We start from the raw sequence: 19,352 nt of genomic DNA, 5'->3' as shown, positions 1-19,352 counted from the left end.
TCTGCGCGGGCAGAATGACGGCATGTGGCGCGGTGGTCAGCGGGGGTGGCGGTGGGCAGCGGCGGACGTCGCGCTCGCCCTGGCGCTGCTCGTCATCGGGTTGGTCGGCACCGACCTGGCCGGCGAGGACCAACCCGGATCGAGGCCGGTGGACGCCGGCTGTCGGGTGTTGATCGTGGTCGCCGCGCTGGCCCTGACGCTGCGGCACCGGGCGCCGGCGGCCGTCCTCGCCGTGGTCAGCGTGGCCACCACGATCTACCTGGTGATCGGGTACCCGTACGGGCCGATCCTGCTGACGCTCCTGGTGGCGGTGTACACCGTCGCGACATGGTTGCCGGTGCGCCCGGCGGCACTCGCCACCGGTGGCGCACTCGTTCTGCTCCTCACGCACGCCTTCCTCCCCCTCGGCCCGGCCTCCGGTTGGACGGCGACGCTGCCCACGTCGGCCTGGGTGGTCGTACCGTTCGCGGTGGGGGTGGTGGTGCGGGTCAACCGCGAGACGGCCGCGCGCAGCCTGGAGGAGGAGGCCCGCGGTCGCGCCGAGCAGGCTCGGCGGCAGACCGACGAGGAGCGGTTGCGCATCGCGCAGGAGGTGCACGACGTGGTGGGGCACGGGCTGGCCGCGATCAGCATGCAGGCGGAGATCGCCCTGCATCTGCTGCCGAAACGGCCGGAGCAGGCGGAGACCGCGTTGACCGCGATCAGTCGGACCAGCCGGGAGGCACTGGACGAACTCCGGGTCACCCTCGGCGCGGTGCGGCAGGGCGCCGAGCGAGGGCCGGTGCCCGGCCTGGCCCGGCTCCCGGCGCTGCGTGACCGGCTGGCCGGCGCCGGGCTCGCCGTCGACACGCGAGTGATCGGTGACCCTCGCGAGCTGCCGACCGCCGTGGACCTGACCGCGTACCGGGTGGTGCAGGAGGCGTTGACGAACGTGCTGCGGCACGCGGGGGTGACCAGCGCGGAGGTGACCGTGGACTACCGCGCCGACGAGGTGACCGTCGAGGTCACCGACCGGGGGACGGGCGCCGGGGCAGCTCAGGCCGACGAGGGCGGGCACGGTCTGGCCGGGATGCGGGAGCGCGTCGCGGCCCTGGGCGGGCGGCTGGCCGCCGGGCCGCGCGTCGGCGGCGGGTTCCGGGTGTACGCCCGGCTGCCCGTGGAGCCGACCGCATGATCCGGGTGCTGGTCGCCGACGACCAGGACCTGGTCCGGCTCGGGCTGCGGGCGCTGGTGGAGAGCGAGGACGACCTGGCGCTCGCCGGTGAGGCCGCCGACGGGCTGCGGGCGGTCGAGCTGGCACGCCGGGAACGGCCGGACGTGGTGCTGATGGACATCCGGATGCCCGGCATCGACGGCATCGAGGCGACCCGGCGAATCGTCGCGGACCCCGACCTGACCGGCACGCGGGTGGTGGTGCTGACCACCTTCGAACTGGACGAGTACGTCTTCGACGCGCTGCGGCACGGCGCGAGCGGGTTCCTCACCAAGGACACCCGACCGGTCGACCTGCTGCGCGCGATCCGGCTGGTCGCCGAGGGAGAGGCGCTGCTGTCACCGTCGGTGACCCGCCGGGTGGTGCGGGAGTTCGCCACCCGGCCGTCCCGGGTCCTTCGTCCGCATCCCCGGCTGGGCGCGCTGACCGATCGGGAGCGCCAGGTCGTCGGCCTCGTCGGTGAGGGCCTGAACAACGAGGAGATCGCCGCACGGTTGGTGGTCAGCCCGGCGACCGCGCGGACCCACGTCAGCCGGGCGATGGGCAAGCTGGGAGCCCGGGACCGGGCCCAGCTCGTCGTGTTCGCGTACCAGTCGGGGTTGGTGTCGGGGTGAGGCCCGGGCCGGGCGACAGCGGCCTTGCGGGCGGGCGGTTACCCTAGCGGTGGCCGGACTCCGCAGTGCCGGCCGCGTTGTGCCCGCCGGAACACTGACAAACGGGATGTTCGCGTGTTTGACACCTTGAGTGACCGCCTGTCCGGGATCTTCACCAAGCTCCGCGGCAAGGGTCGGCTCACCGACGCCGACATCGACGCCACCGCGCGCGAGATCCGCCTCGCGCTGCTGGAGGCGGACGTCGCGCTGCCGGTGGTCAAGGGCTTCATCGCGGCCGTCAAGGAGCGGGCCCGCAGCTCCGAGGTCTCCCAGGCGCTGAACCCGGCCCAGCAGATCATCAAGATCGTCAACGAAGAGCTGATCAACGTGCTCGGCGGTGAGGGGCGACGGCTCCAGTTCGCCAAGCAACCGCCGACGGTGATCATGCTGGCCGGTCTCCAGGGTTCCGGTAAGACCACCCTGGCCGGCAAGCTGGCCCGCTGGCTGAAGGCCCAGGGGCACCAGCCGCTGCTGGTCGCCGCCGACCTCCAGCGCCCCAACGCCGTCGGGCAGTTGCAGGTGCTCGGTGGCCGGGCCGGTGTCGAGGTGTACGCCCCGGAGCCCGGCAACGGCACCGGTGACCCGGTGCAGGTGGCGCGCGCGTCGATCGAACACGCGAAGCGGGCTGCCCGCGACATCGTCATCGTCGACACCGCCGGCCGGCTCGGCATCGACGCCGAGATGATGCAGCAGGCCGCCGACATCCGCGACGCCGTCTCGCCGGACGAGGTCATCTTCGTCATCGACGCGATGGTCGGTCAGGACGCCGTCCGCACCGCGGAGGCGTTCCGCGACGGCGTCGGCATCACCGGCGTGGTCCTCTCCAAGCTCGACGGCGACGCCCGTGGTGGTGCCGCGCTGTCGGTCCGCGAGGTCACCGGGCAGCCGATCCTGTTCGCCTCCACCGGTGAGAAGCTGGAGGACTTCGACGTCTTCCACCCCGACCGGATGGCCAGCCGGATCCTCGGCATGGGCGACGTCCTCACTCTGATCGAGCAGGCCGAGCAGGCCTTCGACTCGGATCAGAAGGAGAAGATGACCGCCAAGCTGATGGGCGGTGAGCAGTTCACCCTGGACGACTTCCTCGACCAGCTCATCGCGGTGCGGCGGATGGGCCCGATCGCCAACGTGCTGGCCATGATGCCCGGCATGGGGCAGATGAAGGACCAGCTCGCCGAGTTGGACGACAGCCACTTCGACCGGGTCACCGCGATCATCCGGTCGATGACCCCGGGCGAGCGGACCAACCCGAAGATCATCAACGGTTCCCGCCGGGCGCGCATCGCCAACGGCTCCGGGGTCACCGTGATGGACGTCAACCAACTGCTCAACCGCTTCGCCGACGCGCAGAAGATGATGAAGCAGATGGGCGGCATGATGGGCCTGCCCGGCGGTGGCCGACGCAAGGCGACCAAGTCTCCGAAGAACAAGCGCAAGGGCACCAAGGGTGGCGGTCGGCCGCGTACCGGCGCCGGCGCCGGGATGCCGGGCGGCTTCCCGGGTGGCATGCCGCAGCTCCCGCCGGGGATGGACCCGAACGACCTCGCCGGTGGCCAGGGCCTTCCGCCCGGGTTCAAGCTGCCGAAGATCGACTTCAACAAGCTCGGCAAGGGCGGCGACAAGGGCCCGCGCTGACTCGTGTCGCGTGATCGGGTAGGACTGTGCGCATGGCTCTTCATGTGCGCGGCGTGCTGCTCCCCGACGACGAGGTACGGGATCTCTGGCTGGTCGGCGACCGGGTGACCTTCACCCCGGTGCCGGACGCGGAGACGGTGGTCGACGGCGGCTTCGTCCTGCCCGGGCTGGTCGACGCGCACTGTCACATCGGCATCGCCCGAGGCGGCGCCCCGATCACCTCGCTCGACCAGGCCCGCGAGCTGGCCCACCTCGACCGGGACGCCGGCGTGCTGGCGATCCGTGACGCCGGTTCGCCGTACCCGTACCCAGAGTTGGACGACGAGCCGGACCTGCCGCGACTGGCCCGCGCGGGCCGGCATGTCGCCCCGCCGAAGCGCTACCTGCGGGACATCGGCGTAGAGGTCGCCGCGACCGAGGTCGCCGCGGCGGTGGCCGCCCAGGCGACGGCCGGCAACGGTTGGGTCAAGCTGGTCGGCGACTGGATCGACCGGGGCGTGGGCGACCTGGCGCCGGCCTGGGACGCGGACACCCTCACCGCCGCCGTGCGGGCCGCGCACGACGCCGGGGTACGCGCCGCGGTCCACACCTTCTCCGAGTCCGCCGTCGAGATCATGGTGCGGGCCGGGGTGGACTCGGTGGAGCACGGCACCGGGCTCAGCCTCGACCTGATCGACGAGATGGCCCGGCAGGGCACCGCGCTCGTCCCCACAATGATCAATATCGCCACCTTCGGAGGCATCGCCGAGCAGGCGCGGGGCAAGTTCCCCGGGTACGCCGAACACATGCTCGCGCTGCGCGACGGTTTCCCCGAGGTGGTGCGCGCCGCGTACGAGGCGGGTGTGCCGATCTACGTGGGCACCGACGCCGGCGGTGGCATCGACCACGGGCTGGCCGCCGAGGAGATGATGCTGCTGCACGAGCGGGCGGGAATGGCGCCGATCGACGTGCTCGCCGCCGCCTCGTGGGGCGCGCGGGAATGGCTCGGCTTCCCCGGCCTGATCGAGGGCGGCCTCGCCGACCTGACTGTCTACCCGGAGGACCCCCGCCTCGACCTGCGCGTCGTCCGCGCCCCGTCCCGCACGATCCTCCGCGGCCGCGTCGTCTGCTGACCCGCGCTCCGCGCATAACCCCCGCGCCGTGCGCCCCGCCCCCTGCCCCGCGCGCCCGGCCCGCGCCCTGCACCTCGCCCCAAGATCCGCGCAACTTCGGTGAAGTTGCTGCCTCAGCGTGCGACAAGCCAGCACTTTCCCCGATGTTGCGCGGATCTTGGACGGGCAAGGGTGTGCGGAGCGGTCAGCTCCCGCGCGGAAGGGTGTCCCGGCCCCAAGATTTCGCAAGAACCAGGATGTAGTGGTGTCGGCGCGTCGGTGAGGCCCCGAATTTCCTGGTTCGTGCGCGGGGCGCGGGGCGGGTCAGCGGGGTGGGCGGACGGCGGCGCTGAAGAGGTGTACGGCCAGGTCGGCGAGGGCTGTGGCGGTCTGGTCGATCGGGGAGCGGGGGAGCACGATGTGGCTCACCACCAGCCGGACGACCGCGTCGGCGGCGAAGGCCAACGCGGCCTGGTCCGCTCCCGGCAGGTGGTCGCCGGCCCAGTCGATCAGCGCGCCGGACGCTTCGGTGAGCACCACCTCGGCCCGGGTCGTGAGGTACGGAAGTAGCTCGTCCGAGCCGCCTCGGGCGCTGCTCAGGATGGCTTTGACCAGGGGGTTGTCCGCCGCGGTGGTGAGGGTGTGCGCGATCGCCGCGTACGCGCCGGCCCGCACGTCCGAGCCGTGTGCGAGCAGTGCGGCACGGACGTCGCCGACGAAGCGGTCCACCTCGTGCCGCGCCAGCGCCTCGGCCAGCCCGGCCTTGCTGCCGAACTCGTTGTAGACGGTCTGCCGGCTCACCCCGGCGGCAGCCGCGACGGCGCCCATCCGGACACCGCCCCACCCGGTCGCGACGGTCAGTGCGCGGGCGGCGTCGACGATGCTGTCCCGCACCGGGGTGGCGCCCCTCTGCTCAATCATGGTGGTCGAAGTGTAGGCGGTTCAGCGCACGTCGATCTGGTACTGCGCCTCGACCCAGAACCTCCCACCGTCGGTGCCACCGAAAGTCAGCTCGTGCTGACCGGGGGCGGGCGGCGGTACCAGTCCCCACAGGCCCCAGCAGGAGACCTGCATCGGCCACGGCCAGACGGTGACGACGTTGTTGAAGAAGCCGCGAACCGGGAACGACGTGGCCGAACCGGCCTCGCTCAGGGCGACGGCCACTCCGTCGAGCTGCGCGTGGCCGGTCGCGCCGTCCATGGGCTCCGCCGGTTCGGCCGTGCGGCCGACCTGCCACCAGTTGAACGCCGGGAAGAACAGCGGCCGTCCGGCGGGAACCACGCAACGCCGTTGCGCAGAGCCACCGAACGTGCCCGCGAGGAACCACACGTCGGCGGGTTGGTGGTGCCCGGCGTGCCGGCCGGACCGGTCGGCGATCGGATTGGCCGGTTGCCGGTGCCGGGCCACCCAGCGCACCCATCGGGTCGCGAGGTGTGCCAGCTCGGCAGGGTCGGGCGCCGGGTTGAAGGCCGCGCCGGGGTGCGGATCGAGGGGGGTCATGACGGCAGATGCTAACGATGCCGCGCCCGAGCGCACTGCCCCGACGAGCGGCGCATAGGATGTGCGGTCATGGCACGCGTGCTCACTCCCCGTGCGGAGGATTTCCCCCGCTGGTACCAGGACCTGATCGCCAAGGCAAAGCTGGCCGACAACGGCCCGGTCCGCGGCACCATGGTCATCCGACCGGCCGGCTACGCCATCTGGGAGCGTATGCAGGCCGAGATGGACGCCCGGATCAAGGCGGCGGGTGCGGAGAACGCGTACTTCCCGCTCTTCATCCCGGAGAGCTACCTGAAGCGTGAGGCCCAGCACGTCGAGGGCTTCTCGCCGGAGCTCGCCGTGGTCACCCACGGTGGCGGCAAGCCGCTCGCCGAGCCGGTGGTGGTGCGTCCCACCAGCGAGACGGTCATCGGCGAGTTCATGGCCAAGTGGATCGACTCGTACCGGGACCTGCCGCTGCTGCTCAACCAGTGGGCGAACGTGGTCCGGTGGGAGCTTCGTCCGCGCATCTTCCTGCGTACCAGCGAGTTCCTCTGGCAGGAGGGGCACACCGCGCACGCCACCCGCGAGGACGCCCGGGCGTACGCGCGGCGGATCCTGCACGAGGCGTACGAGGACCTGATGGTCAACGTGATCGGCATTCCGGTGGTGGTGGGTCTGAAGACGGCCCGTGAGCGGTTCGCCGGGGCAACGGCCACGTACACCTGCGAAGGCATGATGGGCGACGGCAAGGCGCTCCAGCTGGGCACCAGCCACGAGCTGGGTCAGAACTTCGCCAAGGCGTTCGACATCAGCTACTCCGCCAAGGAGGGCGGCCGGCAGCACGCCTGGACCACCTCCTGGGGCACCTCCACCCGGATGCTCGGCGGCCTGATCATGGCGCACGGCGACGACAACGGTCTGCGCGTGCCGCCGAGGTTGGCCCCGATCCAGGCGTACATCATGATCGTCAAGGACGGGGAGGGCGTCGCGGAAGCGGCGGCCAAGCTGCGCGACGGCCTGCGCGACGCCGGTGTCCGGGTCGCGCTCGACGACCGGACCGACACCGCGTTCGGCCGCCGGGCCGTCGACGCCGAGCTGCGTGGCTATCCGGTACGCGTCGAGGTCGGCCCTCGCGACCTGGCCGTGGGCAACGCGACGGTGGTGCGGCGTACCGACGGGTCGAAGTCCCCGACGCCGGTGGCCGACGTGGTCGCCGCGGTGCTGGCGGCGCTGGAGACCGACCAGCAGGTGCTGCACGACCAGGCGCTGGCCAACCGCGAGTCGCGCACGGTGGAGGTCGCCACCCTGGCCGAGGCGATCGAGGCCGCCGCGACCGGCTGGGCCCGGGTGCCGTGGTCGGCGGTCGGTGTGGCCGGTGAGGCCGAGGCGAACGGCCAGGGCGTCACGGTGCGCTGCCTGCTGCGCGCCGACGGCTCGGTGCCGGACTCCGAGGACGAGCCCGACCTGGTCGCCATCCTCGCCCGCGCCTACTGAGGCGTAAGGAAGGGCACCTTTTTAACGCCTGCGGTAGAGGAAGGGCCCCCTGCTAACAGCCCCGGAGGTGGGTGCGGTGCACTTCGCGCCGGGTCGGTTGATCATGCATCGGAACGTGCGGCACGGCCGGATCGGATGGGTCCGGCCGGGCCGCGTGGTCAGCGACGACGAGCGGGGTCTGCTGGTGTGGATCGCTCGGGACTCGCCGGTGGCCCACGAGGTGACCGAGGCGGGGCTGGGCATGCGGGCGATGCCCTTCGCCCAGTGGATCTCGTCGTCGTACCGGTTGGCACACGGGCGCTGGAACGGCCCGCCGCTGTTGAAGTTCCTGCCGACCGGGGCGGCGCACTCCGTCTGGTGGTTCCGCGACGCGCAGGGCCGGTTCGCCCACTGGTACGTCAACCTGGAGGAGCCGGGCGTCCGCTGGGACGACGGCTCGGTGGCCGGCGTCGACGTGGTGGACCAGGACCTCGACGTGCTGGTACGCCCGGACCTGAGCTGGGAGTGGAAGGACGAGGACGAGTTCGTCGAGCGGCTCGCCTTCGGTGCCGACTACTGGGTGACCGACGAGAAGGCGGTCCGGGCCGAGGGGGAACGGGTGATCGCCCTCGCCGAGGCCGGAGAGTTCCCGTTCGACGGCACCTGGTGTGACTTCGCACCCCCACCAGACTGGGACGTACCGGATGAACTTCCGCCGGGATGGGGTCGTCCGCCGGTGCGCTGAGAGGTGTCCCGCGTCACCGGTGACGCGGTGTCCGGGTCCGATGCGTGCGATCGGCATCGGATCTGGCAGAATGGGTCGCTGGTATCCGGCGCGCGTCCGGCGCCCTCTAACCCGGGCACGTCGCTAGTCCACCGAGTAGTCTCCGGCCCAACCCCACGGGTCCGGTCGGCGCTCACCCATGCACACCGCCCGCACGGGCCGGTGAGATCGCAACAGGAGCGAAACAACTGTGGCCGTAAAGATCCGGCTCCTGCGGATGGGCAAGATCCGCAACCCGCAGTACCGCATCGTCATCGCCGACTCGCGCACCAAGCGTGACGGTCGGGCGATCGAGTTCGTCGGGGTTTACCAGCCGAAGGAAGACCCTTCGATCATCGAGGTCAAGTCGGAGCGGGTCCAGTACTGGCTGTCCGTCGGCGCTCAGCCGAGCGAGGCGGTTCAGCGGCTGCTGGAGCTGACCGGTGACTGGCAGAAGTACAAGGGCCTGCCGGCCCCGCCGCCGCTGCTGGTCGCCCCCGAGCGGGCCGACCGCAAGGCGGCGTACGAGGCTGAGGCGAAGGCTGCCGCCGGGCTCGCCCCGGAGACCCCGGCCAAGCCGGCCAAGAAGGCCGCCAAGGCCGCCGAGGCTCCGGCCGAGGCGCCGAAGACCGAGGCTCCGGCCGAGGCCCCGGCTGCCGCTGCCGACGCTGGTGAGCAGGCCTGACATGCCTCTGCGTCCGGCGTTGGAGCACCTGGTCAAGGGCATCGTCGACCACCCGGACGACGTCCGGGTGCGGATGGTCGATTCCCGTCGGGGCAAGCGGCTCGAAGTCCGCGTGCACCCCGAGGACCTCGGCACGGTGATCGGGCGGTCCGGCCGGACCGCCAAGGCGCTGCGTCAGGTGATCGGCTCCATCGGCGGGCGCGGCGTGCGCGTCGACATCGTCGATTCGTACTGATGCAGCTCGTCGTCGGCAGGATCGGCAAGCCGCACGGTGTCCGCGGTGAGGTCACCGTGGAAGTGCGGACCGACGAGCCCGAAGCACGGTTCGCCCCCGGCACAGTGCTGCGCACTGCGCCGGGGGCGACGCCCCCGACCCCTCCGCGCAACACTGTGCTGGGAACTGAGCCGGGGGCGACGCCCCCGCCAGCCACCGATGAGCCCGGCGTTCCGTTCCGGGTTCCGGCGGAGCTGACCATCGAGGAAGCCCGCTTCCACCAGGGCCGGGTGCTCGTCGCGTTCGACGGCATCCTGGACCGCAACACCGCTGAGGCGCTGCGCGGGACGCTGCTCGTGGTGGACAGCGCCGACGTGGCCCCACCGGACGACCCGGAGGAGTTCCACGACCACCAGTTGGTGGGGTTGGCAGTGGTGACCCCGGCCGGCGAACGCCTGGGCGAGGTCGCTCGGATCGACCACGCCCCCTCCTCGGACCTGCTGGTGCTGCGTCGCCCCGAGGGGCGTACCGCGTTGATTCCGTTCGTCCGGGCGATCGTTCCCGAGGTCGACCTGGCCGGTGGACGTGTGATCGTCGACCCGCCGGCCGGCCTGCTCGATCTTTAGGACCGCCCCGCATGCGTGTCGACGTCGTGTCGATCTTTCCGGAGTACTTCGCCCCGCTGGACCTGTCGCTGATCGGGCGGGCGCGGGCCAACGGCGTACTCCAGCTCGCTGTGCACGACCTGCGGACCTGGACCCACGACGTGCACCGCACGGTCGACGACACCCCCTACGGCGGCGGGCCGGGGATGGTGATGCGTCCGGAGCCATGGGGTGCGGCGCTGGACGCGCTCGCGCCGGCCGAGGCCCCGCCGCCCCGGTTGCTGGTGCCGTCGCCGGCCGGTGCCCCGTTCACCCAGGCCATGGCGTACGAGTTGGCCGCCGAGTCGCATCTGCTCTTCGCCTGCGGCCGGTACGAGGGCATCGACCAACGTGTGCTGGAGCACGCCGCCACCCGGATGCCGGTCACCGAGGTCTCGCTCGGTGACTACGTGCTCTTCGGCGGCGAGGTCGCCGTGCTGGTGATGGTGGAGGCGGTCACCCGGTTGCTGCCGGGGGTGCTGGGCAACGCGGGTTCGCTGGACGAGGAGTCGCACGCGCACGGGTTGCTGGAGGCGCCGATCTACACCAAGCCGCCGAGCTGGCGTGGGCACGACGTGCCGGAGGTGCTCCGCTCCGGAGACCACGGCAAGATCGCCCGTTGGCGGCGCGAGGAGGGCCTGCTGCGGACCGCCGCCCGTCGCCCCGACCTGCTGGCGGCCCTGCCCGCCGATCGGCTCGACAAACGGGACATCGCGGCCCTGGACCAGGCCGGATTTCAGGTGCCGCCGGGGGATGTGGCAAAGTAGGGGGGTTGCCGCATCCGTCCGCGCCCGTGGGCGGCTGCGAGGATCCCCGACCGGGGTCGGCCCGCCGACCACCACCCGGAGATCAGAATCACCCACCCGCGCACCGAGTGACGGTGCGCCGTGAGCCTTACGAGGACGCAGCGATGAACATCCTGGACGCCCTTGACGCCCAGTCGAAGCGGACCGACCTCCCCGACTTCCGGGCCGGTGACACCGTCAAGGTGCACGCCCGCGTCGTCGAGGGCAACCGGTCCCGTGTCCAGATCTTCCAGGGCGTCGTGATCCGCCGCCAGGGTGACGGTCTGCGCGAGACCTTCTCGGTCCGCAAGGTCAGCTTCGGTGTCGGCGTCGAGCGGACCTACCCGCTCAACGGCCCGGGCATCGACCGGATCGAGATCGTGACCCGTGGCGCCGTGCGCCGCGCCAAGCTCTACTACCTGCGCGAGCTGCGCGGCAAGAAGGCCAAGATCAAGGAGAAGCGGGAGAAGCAGCCCAGCTGACTTCCCGCTCGCCACGCCGCCTGAGCTGCGCGTATGCCGTACCGACCAGACCGCACTACCCTGGTCGTACGGGCGCAGCGAGGCGGCGGCCCCGCCCTCGTGGCGGGAAGCCGTTCACTACCGCCCGTGGAGCCTCGTCGAGGCTCCCGGGCGGTAGTGCTTCTGTGGACCGGGGAGTGGCGTGGTGCAGACGCTTGACGAGGACGGCACCGTCGATCCGTGGCGCCGGCGGTCTCGCCGTACCCGCCGCCAGATGCCGCTCTGGCAGGAGCTTCCGCTGCTGCTGGTGGTCGCGTTCTGCCTCGCCGTGCTGATCCGCACGTTCCTGCTCCAGGCGTTCTTCATCCCGTCCGGCTCGATGGAGGACACTCTCCTCATCGGGGACCGGGTGCTGGTCAACAAGGTCGTCTACGACGTTCGCGACCCGGTACGCGGTGAGGTGGTGGTCTTCCGGGGCACCGACCGCTGGGCGCCGCAGGTCGACGAGCAGCCGAAGCCCGGCGTCGCCGGTCGACTCGCCCGCACCGTCGGCGACCTGGTCGGGGTGAGCCGCCCCGGCGAGAAGGACTTCATCAAGCGGGTGATCGGTCTGCCCGGGGACCGGGTCGCGTGTTGCGACAGCCAGGGGCGCGTGACCGTGAACGGCACGCCCCTCAACGAGCCGTACGTGCTGCGGGACTCCCCACTGGACCTGCCGCCCAACCCGTCGGAGTGCCGCTCCCGGCGCTTCGACGAGGTCGTCGTACCGCCCGGTCAGCTCTTCGTGATGGGTGACCACCGCGAGGTTTCCCAGGACGCGCGTTGCCAGGGCCCGGTGCCGATCGACAACGTCGTCGGTCGGGCCTTCATGGTCGTCTGGCCGTCGTCGCGGTGGAGCGCGTTGTCGGTGCCGTCGACGTTCGACGACGTGTCCGGGCCGGCCACGGCCTCCTCCGGCGCACCGCCGGTGCGACCGACTCCGCAGGGCAGTGTGCTGCTGATGATTCCGCCGCTGGTAGCCGCACTGCGTGGTTCCCGCGCGTTCCGGACGATGACGTCCAGCCCGGCAACGTAGGCTCCTTGGCGTGATTGACGAGCAGACCGACAAGCCGCGCAGCTCCTTCTGGAAGGAGTTGCCGATCCTGCTGGGTGTGGCGATCCTGGTTGCGGTTCTGGTCCGCGCCTTCGTGCTGCAGACCTTCTTCATCCCGTCCCCGTCCATGGAGAACACACTCAAGATCGATGACCGGGTGTTGGTCAACAAGCTGGTCTACGACTTCCGGTCGCCGCACCGCGGCGAGGTGATCGTGTTCAAGGCCCCCACCACGTGGAGCGGCAACCCCGACGGTGAGGACTTCATCAAGCGGGTGATCGGCATCCCGGGTGACCACGTGGTCTGCTGCGACCCGCAGGAACGGCTGGTGATCAACGGTAGGTCGCTGGACGAGCCGTACATCTTCTCCATGGACGGGATCCGCGACAAGCCCGCCGACCAGGAGTTCGACATCACCGTGCCAGAGGGTCGGCTGTGGGTGATGGGTGACCACCGTTCGGCCTCCGGTGACTCGCTGGAGCACTGGCAGCAGTCCGGGCAGAACATCACCGAGGCCACGATCCCCGAGGACGACGTGGTCGGGCGGGCGTTCACCGTCTTCTGGCCGGTCAGCCGGGCCACCTGGCTGACCGTGCCCGATCAGTTCGACGGTATTCCCAAGCCGTAGACGACCGGGGCGTGGGCGATCCGCCGTCGGTCTGGCAGGCTGGTGCGGTGACCGTCTACACCCCTCGACGCGCGGCCCGCGTGCTGCTCGTCGACGCGGCCGGTCGGGTCCTGCTGTTCGAGGGCTTCGACCCGGCCCGACCAGGGCATCGATACTGGTTCACCCCCGGTGGCGGGCTCGATCCGTTGGAGACCCCGGCAGCCGGCGCGGCACGGGAGCTGGCCGAGGAGACCGGGCTGCGGCTCGACCCGGCGACGCTTGGTGAGGCGGTCTGGTCCGACACGACCGAGTTCACCTTCGACGGCACCTGGTACCGCCAGGAGCAGGATTTCTTCCTCCTTCGGGTGCAGTCCTGGCAGGTCGACACCACCGGCTTCAACGACATCGAGCAGCGCAGCATCGCCGATCATCGCTGGTGGTTCCCCGACGAGCTGGCGGCCAGCGGCGAGCGGTTCTACCCGCCCGAGTTGCCGGCCCTGCTGACCCGGCTGGGCCAGTCGACGGCCGCAGGTCGGGACGAGGCGTCGTGCTGACCCCGCCGCGCACGGTCGTGCGCCGGGAGGCCGGCCTCTACGCCCTGGAACGAGCGCTGCAGCGGCGCGGGTTCCGGCACGTGGCCGGCGCCGACGAGGCGGGCCGTGGTGCGTGTGCCGGCCCGCTGGTCGCCGCCGCGGCGGTGCTGCCCGAGGGGCGGCGCGGCGAGATCGAAGGGCTGGCCGACTCGAAGCTGCTCACCCCGGCCAGCCGGGAACGGGTGTACGCGGAGGTGGTGGACCGCGCCCTCGCGTACGCCGTGGTGGTCATTCCCTCCGACGAGGTCGACGCCCGAGGGCTGCACGTGTGCAACCTGGCGGCGATGCGCCGGGCGCTCGCCTCGCTCACCACCCGCCCGGAGTACGTGCTGACCGACGGCTTCGGCGTGGACGGCCTGGGCGTGCCCGGCCTGGCGGTGTGGAAGGGCGACCGGGTGGCCGCGTGCGTGGCGGCGGCCAGCGTGCTCGCCAAGGTCACCCGGGACCGGATCATGGTGGAGCTGGACGGGGTGTTCCCGGCGTACGGCTTCGCCGAGCACAAGGGTTACATCACCCCGGAGCACTCCGCGGCGCTGCGGGAGCACGGACCGTGCCGGGAGCACCGGTTCTCGTACGTCAATGTCGCCGCGGTCTCCGGCCGCGACGGCCGGCCGCCGCGCGCCCGACGGCCCGGCGGCCACGCCTCGGAAGAGCCGATGGAGCGCTCCTGGGCGTCAGGGGGTACCGTCGGCGTGGCGTTGGGCGAGCAGCCTCGGCCTCCGGCGCCGGTGGGGGAAGATGTGGCCATGGAAGGCGGAGTGCGATGAGCGCGGAAGATCTCGAGAAGTACGAGACCGAGATGGAGCTGCAGCTCTACCGGGAGTACCGCGACATCGTCCGCCAGTTCTCGTACGTGGTGGAGACGGAACGCCGGTTCTACCTGGCCAACCAGGTCGACCTGCACGTGCGTAACTCCGACGGCGAGGTCTACTTCGAGGTCGAGATGCACGACGCCTGGGTGTGGGACATGTACCGTCCTGCCCGCTTCGTGAAGAACGTCCGAGTGATGACCTTCAAGGACGTCAACGTCGAGGAGCTGGAGAAGCCAGACATCTCGCTGCCCGCCGACTCCGGCTTCGGCGGCTGACCGCGCCCGGCTACACCACGGGCCCCCCACCCGTGGTGTAGCACCTGCTGCCGATCACTCGGCCGGCACCACGACCTCGACCCGCTGCACCAGGTTGTTGGCGAAACCGCCGCGGTTCCACGGCTGCTCGACCGGCTGGGTCCGCCCGGACGCATCGGTCGCCCGGGCACCCAGCACATATCGGCCCGGGCTGGCGGTCCACTCGTACCGCCAGCGCCGCCAGGCGAAATCCCCGGCTCCCGCAGGGTCCAGCTCGGCGGACGCCCAGCTCTCCCCACCGTCGGTCGTCACCTCCACGGCCACCACCGGGGCGTGCCCGGACCAGGCCCGACCGTCGATGGTGCACCTGCCGGGACGCAACACGCGGCGGCGGGACATGAAATCGGGGAAACCAGGCGGGCGGACCAGCGCACGCGGCTCGATCCGGGTGACCGGCACGCCCGGGTCGTCGGCGTCCCGGCGTACCCGGTAGGCCACCGCGTTCTGGTACCCCTCGAACGGCTCCGTCCGGACCTCGATCGAGCGCAGCCACTTGACGTGCGCCATGCCGTACCAGCCGGGCACGATCAGCCGTAGCGGAGCGCCGTGCTGTGGCAGCAGGGGAGCGCCGTTCATCTCGTACGCCAGCAGCACCTCCTCGCGCAGCGCGTCGGCGACCGGCAGCGCACGCTGGTAGTCCTGCTCGACCCCGCGCTCGACGCCGTGATCGGCGCCGGTGAAGACCACGTCCAGCGCGTCCGGCCCGAGGCCCGCCTCCCGCAGCAGCGGAGCGAGGGGGGTGCCCGTCCACTCGGCGTTGCCGACCGCCTCGACCAGCCACGGCTGGCTGACCGGCCGGGGGTGCAGCAGGGCTCGGCCGTTGCCGGCGCACTCCAGGGTCACCTGTCGGGTGACCCGTGGCCGCTCGCGCAGGTCGGCGAGGGTGACCGTCAGCGGGCGGTCCACCACGCCCCCGACGGTCAGCGTGTGCGCCGCCGCGTCGACCTCCGGAATGTCGTAGTGGATCAGCAGGTAGTGCAGCCCGGCCGGCGTGACGTCGTAGCGCAGCGCCTCCAACGGGATGCCGTGGTTGCGGGCGGCGAGCTGCAACTCCTCGGCGCTGATCGCCTCGTCCGGCTCCGCGAGCCGGGACGGGTCGCTCACGTCGGCCACCGTCGGCGTGCGGTCATCGACAGTGGTCATGCCTGGGCCTCCCCGGTCCACACGGCGGCACCCGCCGCACGCCGCCCAGCCTAGGCCCTCCCTGGCAGCCCGAACACGGCCCGGCGGGATGGTGGGGTGAGGGCGGTGCTGACCGGGCCGTAGCAGATCGTCGGCGTCTCTGGGTGGTCGTCCACAGGACCTCCGGTTGTCCACAGCTCCGACGGACGGGCTGGCGGACGACCCGGCTCCGGCCGGAGGCTGCCGTCATGCGCCCGCCATCCACCCCTTCGATCCGCCGCACGGTGTTGCTCTTCACCGCGCTCCCGCTCGCACTGACCGTCCAGCTCTGCGGGCTGGCGGTGCTGGTCGCGGCGGTGCCCGGCCAACCACCGACGCCGACCGTGCCGGTCGCGGCCCTGGGGGAGCCGGTCGCGGCCCTGGCGGTGCCGGTGGCGGACCCAGCGCCCGCCGGGCGGTTCCGCTGGCCGGTCGACGGGCCGCCTCGTCCGGTACGCCGATTCGACCCGCCACCCCGGCCGTGGCTGTCCGGCCATCGCGGCGTCGACCTGGCCGCCCCGGCCGGAGCGGTGATCCGCAGCGCCGGTCCGGGCACCGTGCTCTTCGCCGGTCTGGTGGCCGGGCGACCGGTGGTCACCGTGGGGCACGCCGACGGGCTGCGAACCACCCACGAGCCGGTCCGACCCGCCGTACGTCCCGGCCAGCAGGTCACCGCCGGCACGCCGCTGGGCGAGCTGCTGCCCGGCCACCCGGGTTGCCCGGCCGCGGCATGCCTGCACTGGGGCCTGCGCCGAGGGACGGACTATCTCGATCCGCTGGCACTGCTCGGCCTCGGCCCGGTGCGACTGCTACCGGTCGGTGCGGCCGGCCCCCCGGCTGCCGGTCAATGAGGCCGGGCCTCCGCTGCCGGTCCGTGGGGCCTCCGCAAGGTCAGCGCTGGGCGAGCAGCGCGGGCAGCCGCACGGCCAGCCGCTCGTACTCGACGGCGGTGTTGTAGACCTGACCGGTGAGCCGCAACCACCCACGGCCGTTCCAGCTCATCACCGCCACCTCGGCGGCGAGCCGTTCGCCGATCCGCGCCTGCAACGCCCGCGCCGCGTCGATGGTGGCGGCCGTGCCGGCCGGCAACGGGATGAGGCGCAGAGACACCCCCGGTCCGCCGGGGTCGGGCAGTTGGGCGGGAGGCACCCCCAGCGCGTCCCCCACCACCCGCTGGCCGTACGCGGCGAGCGCGGCGTTGTGCGCCCGTACCCGGTCGAGGCCGAGACTGCGCAGCGTGAACAGCCCTGCCGGGGCGGCCAGCCAGGACGTGTAGTCGAGGGTCGCCTGCCATTCGATCCGGGCCGGGAAGCCCGACTCCTGCTCCCAGGAGACCACCAGCGGCTCGATCCGGTCCCGCCACTGGGGTGCCACCGTCAGCAGGGCGGTTCCGCGCGGGGCGTACGCCCACTTGTGCAGGTTGCCCACCCAGAAGTCGGCGCCGATGCTGGCCACCGTCGTGGCCAGCATCCCCGGGGCGTGTGCGGCGTCGACCAGGACCGGTATGCCGTGTTCGCGAGCCACCCCGACGATGGCGGCGGTCGGGAAGAGCTTGGCCGTGGCCGAGGTGAGCTGGTCGACGACGAACAGTCGGGTCCGGCCGGGGCGCAGGCCGTCGCGGACGATCTGCACGAGCTGCTCGTCGCTCGCGGCCAGTGGAATCGGCAGGACCCGGCTGACCGCCCCGGTGCGACGGCACTCGCGCTGGATGGCCAGGCTCACCGCCCCGTACCCGTGGTCGGTGCTGAGCACCTCGTCGCCGGGTTGCAGGCCCAGCGACTGGAGCACCACGGCGACGCCGGTCGTGGTGTTGCCCACCAGGGCGCTGCCGTCCGGGTCGGCACCGAGGAACCCGGCGAGGTGCCGGCGGGTGTGCGCGATCCGGTCGACCAGCCCCTGGGTGAAGAAGCGCAGCGGGTTGGACTCCATCTCGTCACGCAGCCGCTGCTGGGCTCTCTGCACCCCGATCGGGACCGCGCCGAACGAGCCGTGGTTGAGGTGACTGACCGCCGGGTCCAGGGAGAAGAGCAGGCGGGCGCCCGGAATCGGCTCAGGGGACTGCGGGACGCTCACTTGATGATCGTAACCGCCAGGGGCCCCGCCCTGCGGCGCTTGATCAGGCGCGCGGGTGGGCCTGACGGTAGGCGGCACGCAGCCGCTCCACCGAGACGTGCGTGTAGATCTGTGTGCTGGCCAACGACGAGTGGCCGAGCAACTCCTGCACCGCGCGCAGGTCCGCACCACCCTCCAGCAGGTGGGTGGCCGCCGAGTGGCGCAGACCGTGCGGGCTCGTCCGGGGCAGGCCGGTGGCCTCGGCGTACGCACCGACGATCTGACGGGCGGTCGTCGGGTTGAGCCGACCACCCCGGGCACCCAGCAGCAGCGCCGCCCCGGAATGCGCGCTCACCATCGCCGGACGTCCCCGGTGCAACCAGTCGTCCAACGCCCGCTGTGCGGGCACCCCGTACGGCACCGAGCGCTCCCGTCCGCCCTTGCCGAACACCCGGATCACCCGTCGACCGTGGTCGACGTCCCCGACGTCCAACCCGCAGGCCTCACTGACCCGTACGCCGGTGGCGTAGAGCAACTCCAGCAGCACCCGGTCGCGCAATGGCACCGCGGTGTCCTTCGGTGTGCCCGCCGCCGGGTCGGTGCGTGCGGAATCAGTGCGGGCTGGGTCTGGGCGTGGTGGGTCTGTGCGGTCTGTGCGTCGTGGACTTGTGCGTGCTGGCTGTGGCTCCGGCAGGTCTCTGGGTGCCGGGTTGGTGGGTGTTGCTCGCCGGGCCGGCGCCTCGACCAACGCGGCCGCCTGGTCGGCGCGCAGCACGCTGGGCAACTCCCGGTGCGCCCGCGGGCTGGCCAGCGCCGCACCGACGTCGACGGAGAGCAACCCGGCTCGGTGCGCCCAGGCGCTGAACGCCCGCGCCGACGCGGCCCGCCGGGCCAACGAGGTGCGCGCCGCGCCGGTCGTGCGCTGCCGCGCCAGCCAGCTGCGCAGCACCGACAGGTCCAGCTCGGCCAGGTCGACACAGCCCATCCGTACCGCATGGTCGAGCAGCGAGACCAGATCGGTGACGTACGCGCGGACGGTGTGCGTCGACCGGCTCCGCACCCGGGACAGGTGCTCGGCGAAGTCGTCGACGGCGTCCCGCAGCGCTGGCGGTAGTGCCTGGTGCATGGCCCGGGTGCTCCGGTCGGGCCGGCTCATCGCGGACGCGCCGGTCTGCCGGCCGGTTCGTCGGCCCCGGCGCCCTCACTGGCAGCTGACACGCCACCAGCCTACGGCCGATGGGTGCGCTCCACCGGTCACGATGATGCCGATGTCCGGGCCCATGGCTATCGGCGGTTGCTCCTCTTGACCAGGAACACGACCAGGCCCACGACGAGCACAGCGGTCGTGACGAGACAGCACAGGATCGTGACGTGCCACGGCTTGATCGCACCCATGACCACGCACCGTACCGGTAACGCCCACGGCCCGGTGTCCCCTGCCGAGACAGCCTCAGGCCGATCCGGACCGTCCCGTCAATTCACCGTTGATACCGAGCATGTCGATCTCGATGAGGAACAATATTCATGACAGCCGTTGCCAAACCTCTGTCGAGCATCAAGGATGTAGCGCGACGCGGCATACACGCGGATCCCGGTGAACGGGTCCCGTGGGCCAAGCGGG

At 71.9% G+C, this 19,352-nt stretch carries 22 protein-coding genes; 17 read left to right on the top strand and 5 right to left on the bottom strand.

What is annotated here, in order from left to right:
* Positions 1-22 precede the first annotated feature (22 nt).
* The 4 genes from ABGB10_RS05390 to ABGB10_RS05375 all read left to right on the top strand — a co-directional run bounded on the left by ABGB10_RS05390 (position 23) and on the right by ABGB10_RS05375 (position 4,613).
* Complete coding sequence (locus ABGB10_RS05390; protein WP_347659742.1) at positions 23-1,174, top strand: sensor histidine kinase; 1,152 nt, start codon at positions 23-25, stop codon at positions 1,172-1,174.
* The gene (locus tag ABGB10_RS05385) at positions 1,171-1,827 is read left to right on the top strand and encodes a response regulator transcription factor (protein WP_347659741.1); all 657 of its coding nucleotides are present in this window, start codon (positions 1,171-1,173) and stop codon (positions 1,825-1,827) included. Before ABGB10_RS05390 ends, ABGB10_RS05385 begins: the two co-directional genes overlap by 4 nt.
* 114 nt (positions 1,828-1,941) lie before the next feature.
* Complete coding sequence (gene ffh / locus ABGB10_RS05380) at positions 1,942-3,501, top strand: signal recognition particle protein (protein ID WP_347659740.1); 1,560 nt, start codon at positions 1,942-1,944, stop codon at positions 3,499-3,501.
* A gap of 32 nt (positions 3,502-3,533) precedes the next feature.
* Positions 3,534-4,613 (top strand): amidohydrolase family protein, encoded by a 1,080-nt coding sequence (locus ABGB10_RS05375; protein ID WP_347659739.1) that lies wholly within the window; start codon positions 3,534-3,536, stop codon positions 4,611-4,613.
* 303 nt (positions 4,614-4,916) lie between these two features.
* On the opposite strand, the gene ABGB10_RS05370 is transcribed toward ABGB10_RS05375, so the two are convergent.
* Both ABGB10_RS05370 and ABGB10_RS05365 read right to left on the bottom strand, forming a co-directional pair.
* Entirely contained in the window at positions 4,917-5,513 is a 597-nt protein-coding gene (locus ABGB10_RS05370; protein WP_347659738.1) for a TetR family transcriptional regulator, read from the bottom strand.
* Positions 5,514-5,534: 21 nt separating this feature from the next.
* Complete coding sequence (locus ABGB10_RS05365; protein WP_347659737.1) at positions 5,535-6,092, bottom strand: hypothetical protein; 558 nt, start codon at positions 6,090-6,092, stop codon at positions 5,535-5,537.
* 69 nt (positions 6,093-6,161) lie between these two features.
* Between ABGB10_RS05365 and proS the strand changes: the two genes are divergently transcribed.
* From proS to ABGB10_RS05305, 12 genes are all read left to right on the top strand, one after another.
* The gene (proS, locus tag ABGB10_RS05360) at positions 6,162-7,568 is read left to right on the top strand and encodes a proline--tRNA ligase (protein ID WP_347659736.1); all 1,407 of its coding nucleotides are present in this window, start codon (positions 6,162-6,164) and stop codon (positions 7,566-7,568) included.
* 76 nt (positions 7,569-7,644) lie between these two features.
* Complete coding sequence (locus ABGB10_RS05355; protein ID WP_347659735.1) at positions 7,645-8,292, top strand: DUF402 domain-containing protein; 648 nt, start codon at positions 7,645-7,647, stop codon at positions 8,290-8,292.
* Between the two features lie 229 nt (positions 8,293-8,521).
* On the top strand, positions 8,522-8,995 hold the full coding sequence (gene rpsP / locus ABGB10_RS05350; RefSeq protein ID WP_347659734.1) for a 30S ribosomal protein S16: 474 nt from the start codon (positions 8,522-8,524) through the stop codon (positions 8,993-8,995).
* Between the two features lies 1 nt (position 8,996).
* On the top strand, positions 8,997-9,230 hold the full coding sequence (locus ABGB10_RS05345; protein ID WP_013284588.1) for an RNA-binding protein: 234 nt from the start codon (positions 8,997-8,999) through the stop codon (positions 9,228-9,230).
* The gene (gene rimM, locus ABGB10_RS05340) at positions 9,230-9,835 is read left to right on the top strand and encodes a ribosome maturation factor RimM (protein WP_347659733.1); all 606 of its coding nucleotides are present in this window, start codon (positions 9,230-9,232) and stop codon (positions 9,833-9,835) included. The genes ABGB10_RS05345 and rimM overlap by 1 nt, the downstream gene beginning before the upstream one ends.
* 11 nt (positions 9,836-9,846) lie before the next feature.
* Positions 9,847-10,620, top strand: coding sequence for a tRNA (guanosine(37)-N1)-methyltransferase TrmD (gene trmD, locus ABGB10_RS05335; protein WP_347659732.1), 774 nt, complete (start codon positions 9,847-9,849; stop codon positions 10,618-10,620).
* Positions 10,621-10,763: 143 nt separating this feature from the next.
* Positions 10,764-11,120: a 50S ribosomal protein L19 gene (gene rplS / locus ABGB10_RS05330; RefSeq protein ID WP_074317771.1), complete on the top strand. Its 357-nt coding sequence runs from the start codon at positions 10,764-10,766 to the stop codon at positions 11,118-11,120.
* Between the two features lie 181 nt (positions 11,121-11,301).
* Positions 11,302-12,174: a signal peptidase I gene (lepB, locus tag ABGB10_RS05325; RefSeq protein ID WP_347659731.1), complete on the top strand. Its 873-nt coding sequence runs from the start codon at positions 11,302-11,304 to the stop codon at positions 12,172-12,174.
* A gap of 10 nt (positions 12,175-12,184) precedes the next feature.
* The gene (gene lepB / locus ABGB10_RS05320) at positions 12,185-12,820 is read left to right on the top strand and encodes a signal peptidase I (protein ID WP_347659730.1); all 636 of its coding nucleotides are present in this window, start codon (positions 12,185-12,187) and stop codon (positions 12,818-12,820) included.
* A 47-nt stretch (positions 12,821-12,867) separates the two neighbouring features.
* Positions 12,868-13,353 (top strand): NUDIX domain-containing protein, encoded by a 486-nt coding sequence (locus ABGB10_RS05315; protein WP_347659729.1) that lies wholly within the window; start codon positions 12,868-12,870, stop codon positions 13,351-13,353.
* Positions 13,347-14,159: a ribonuclease HII gene (locus ABGB10_RS05310; RefSeq protein WP_347659728.1), complete on the top strand. Its 813-nt coding sequence runs from the start codon at positions 13,347-13,349 to the stop codon at positions 14,157-14,159. The genes ABGB10_RS05315 and ABGB10_RS05310 overlap by 7 nt, the downstream gene beginning before the upstream one ends.
* Complete coding sequence (locus tag ABGB10_RS05305) at positions 14,156-14,479, top strand: DUF2469 domain-containing protein (protein ID WP_007075222.1); 324 nt, start codon at positions 14,156-14,158, stop codon at positions 14,477-14,479. The genes ABGB10_RS05310 and ABGB10_RS05305 overlap by 4 nt, the downstream gene beginning before the upstream one ends.
* A 54-nt stretch (positions 14,480-14,533) precedes the next feature.
* Here the strand turns inward: ABGB10_RS05305 and ABGB10_RS05300 are convergent, their stop codons facing one another.
* Entirely contained in the window at positions 14,534-15,661 is a 1,128-nt protein-coding gene (locus tag ABGB10_RS05300) for a sulfite oxidase (RefSeq protein ID WP_347659727.1), read from the bottom strand.
* A 227-nt stretch (positions 15,662-15,888) separates the two neighbouring features.
* On the opposite strand from ABGB10_RS05300, the gene ABGB10_RS05295 reads away from it, so the two are divergent.
* On the top strand, positions 15,889-16,530 hold the full coding sequence (locus ABGB10_RS05295; protein ID WP_347659726.1) for a peptidoglycan DD-metalloendopeptidase family protein: 642 nt from the start codon (positions 15,889-15,891) through the stop codon (positions 16,528-16,530).
* Between the two features lie 40 nt (positions 16,531-16,570).
* On the opposite strand, the gene ABGB10_RS05290 is transcribed toward ABGB10_RS05295, so the two are convergent.
* Positions 16,571-17,752 (bottom strand): aminotransferase class V-fold PLP-dependent enzyme, encoded by a 1,182-nt coding sequence (locus ABGB10_RS05290; protein ID WP_347659725.1) that lies wholly within the window; start codon positions 17,750-17,752, stop codon positions 16,571-16,573.
* 43 nt (positions 17,753-17,795) lie between these two features.
* Positions 17,796-18,887 (bottom strand): tyrosine-type recombinase/integrase, encoded by a 1,092-nt coding sequence (locus ABGB10_RS05285; protein WP_347659724.1) that lies wholly within the window; start codon positions 18,885-18,887, stop codon positions 17,796-17,798.
* Positions 18,888-19,352: the final 465 nt, after the last annotated feature.

Source organism: Micromonospora sp. B9E7 (genome assembly GCF_039871815.1).
Classification (GTDB): domain Bacteria; phylum Actinomycetota; class Actinomycetes; order Mycobacteriales; family Micromonosporaceae; genus Micromonospora.
Note: the sequence above shows the minus strand (reverse complement) of the source record. Positions and strands in the feature narration are given on the sequence as shown.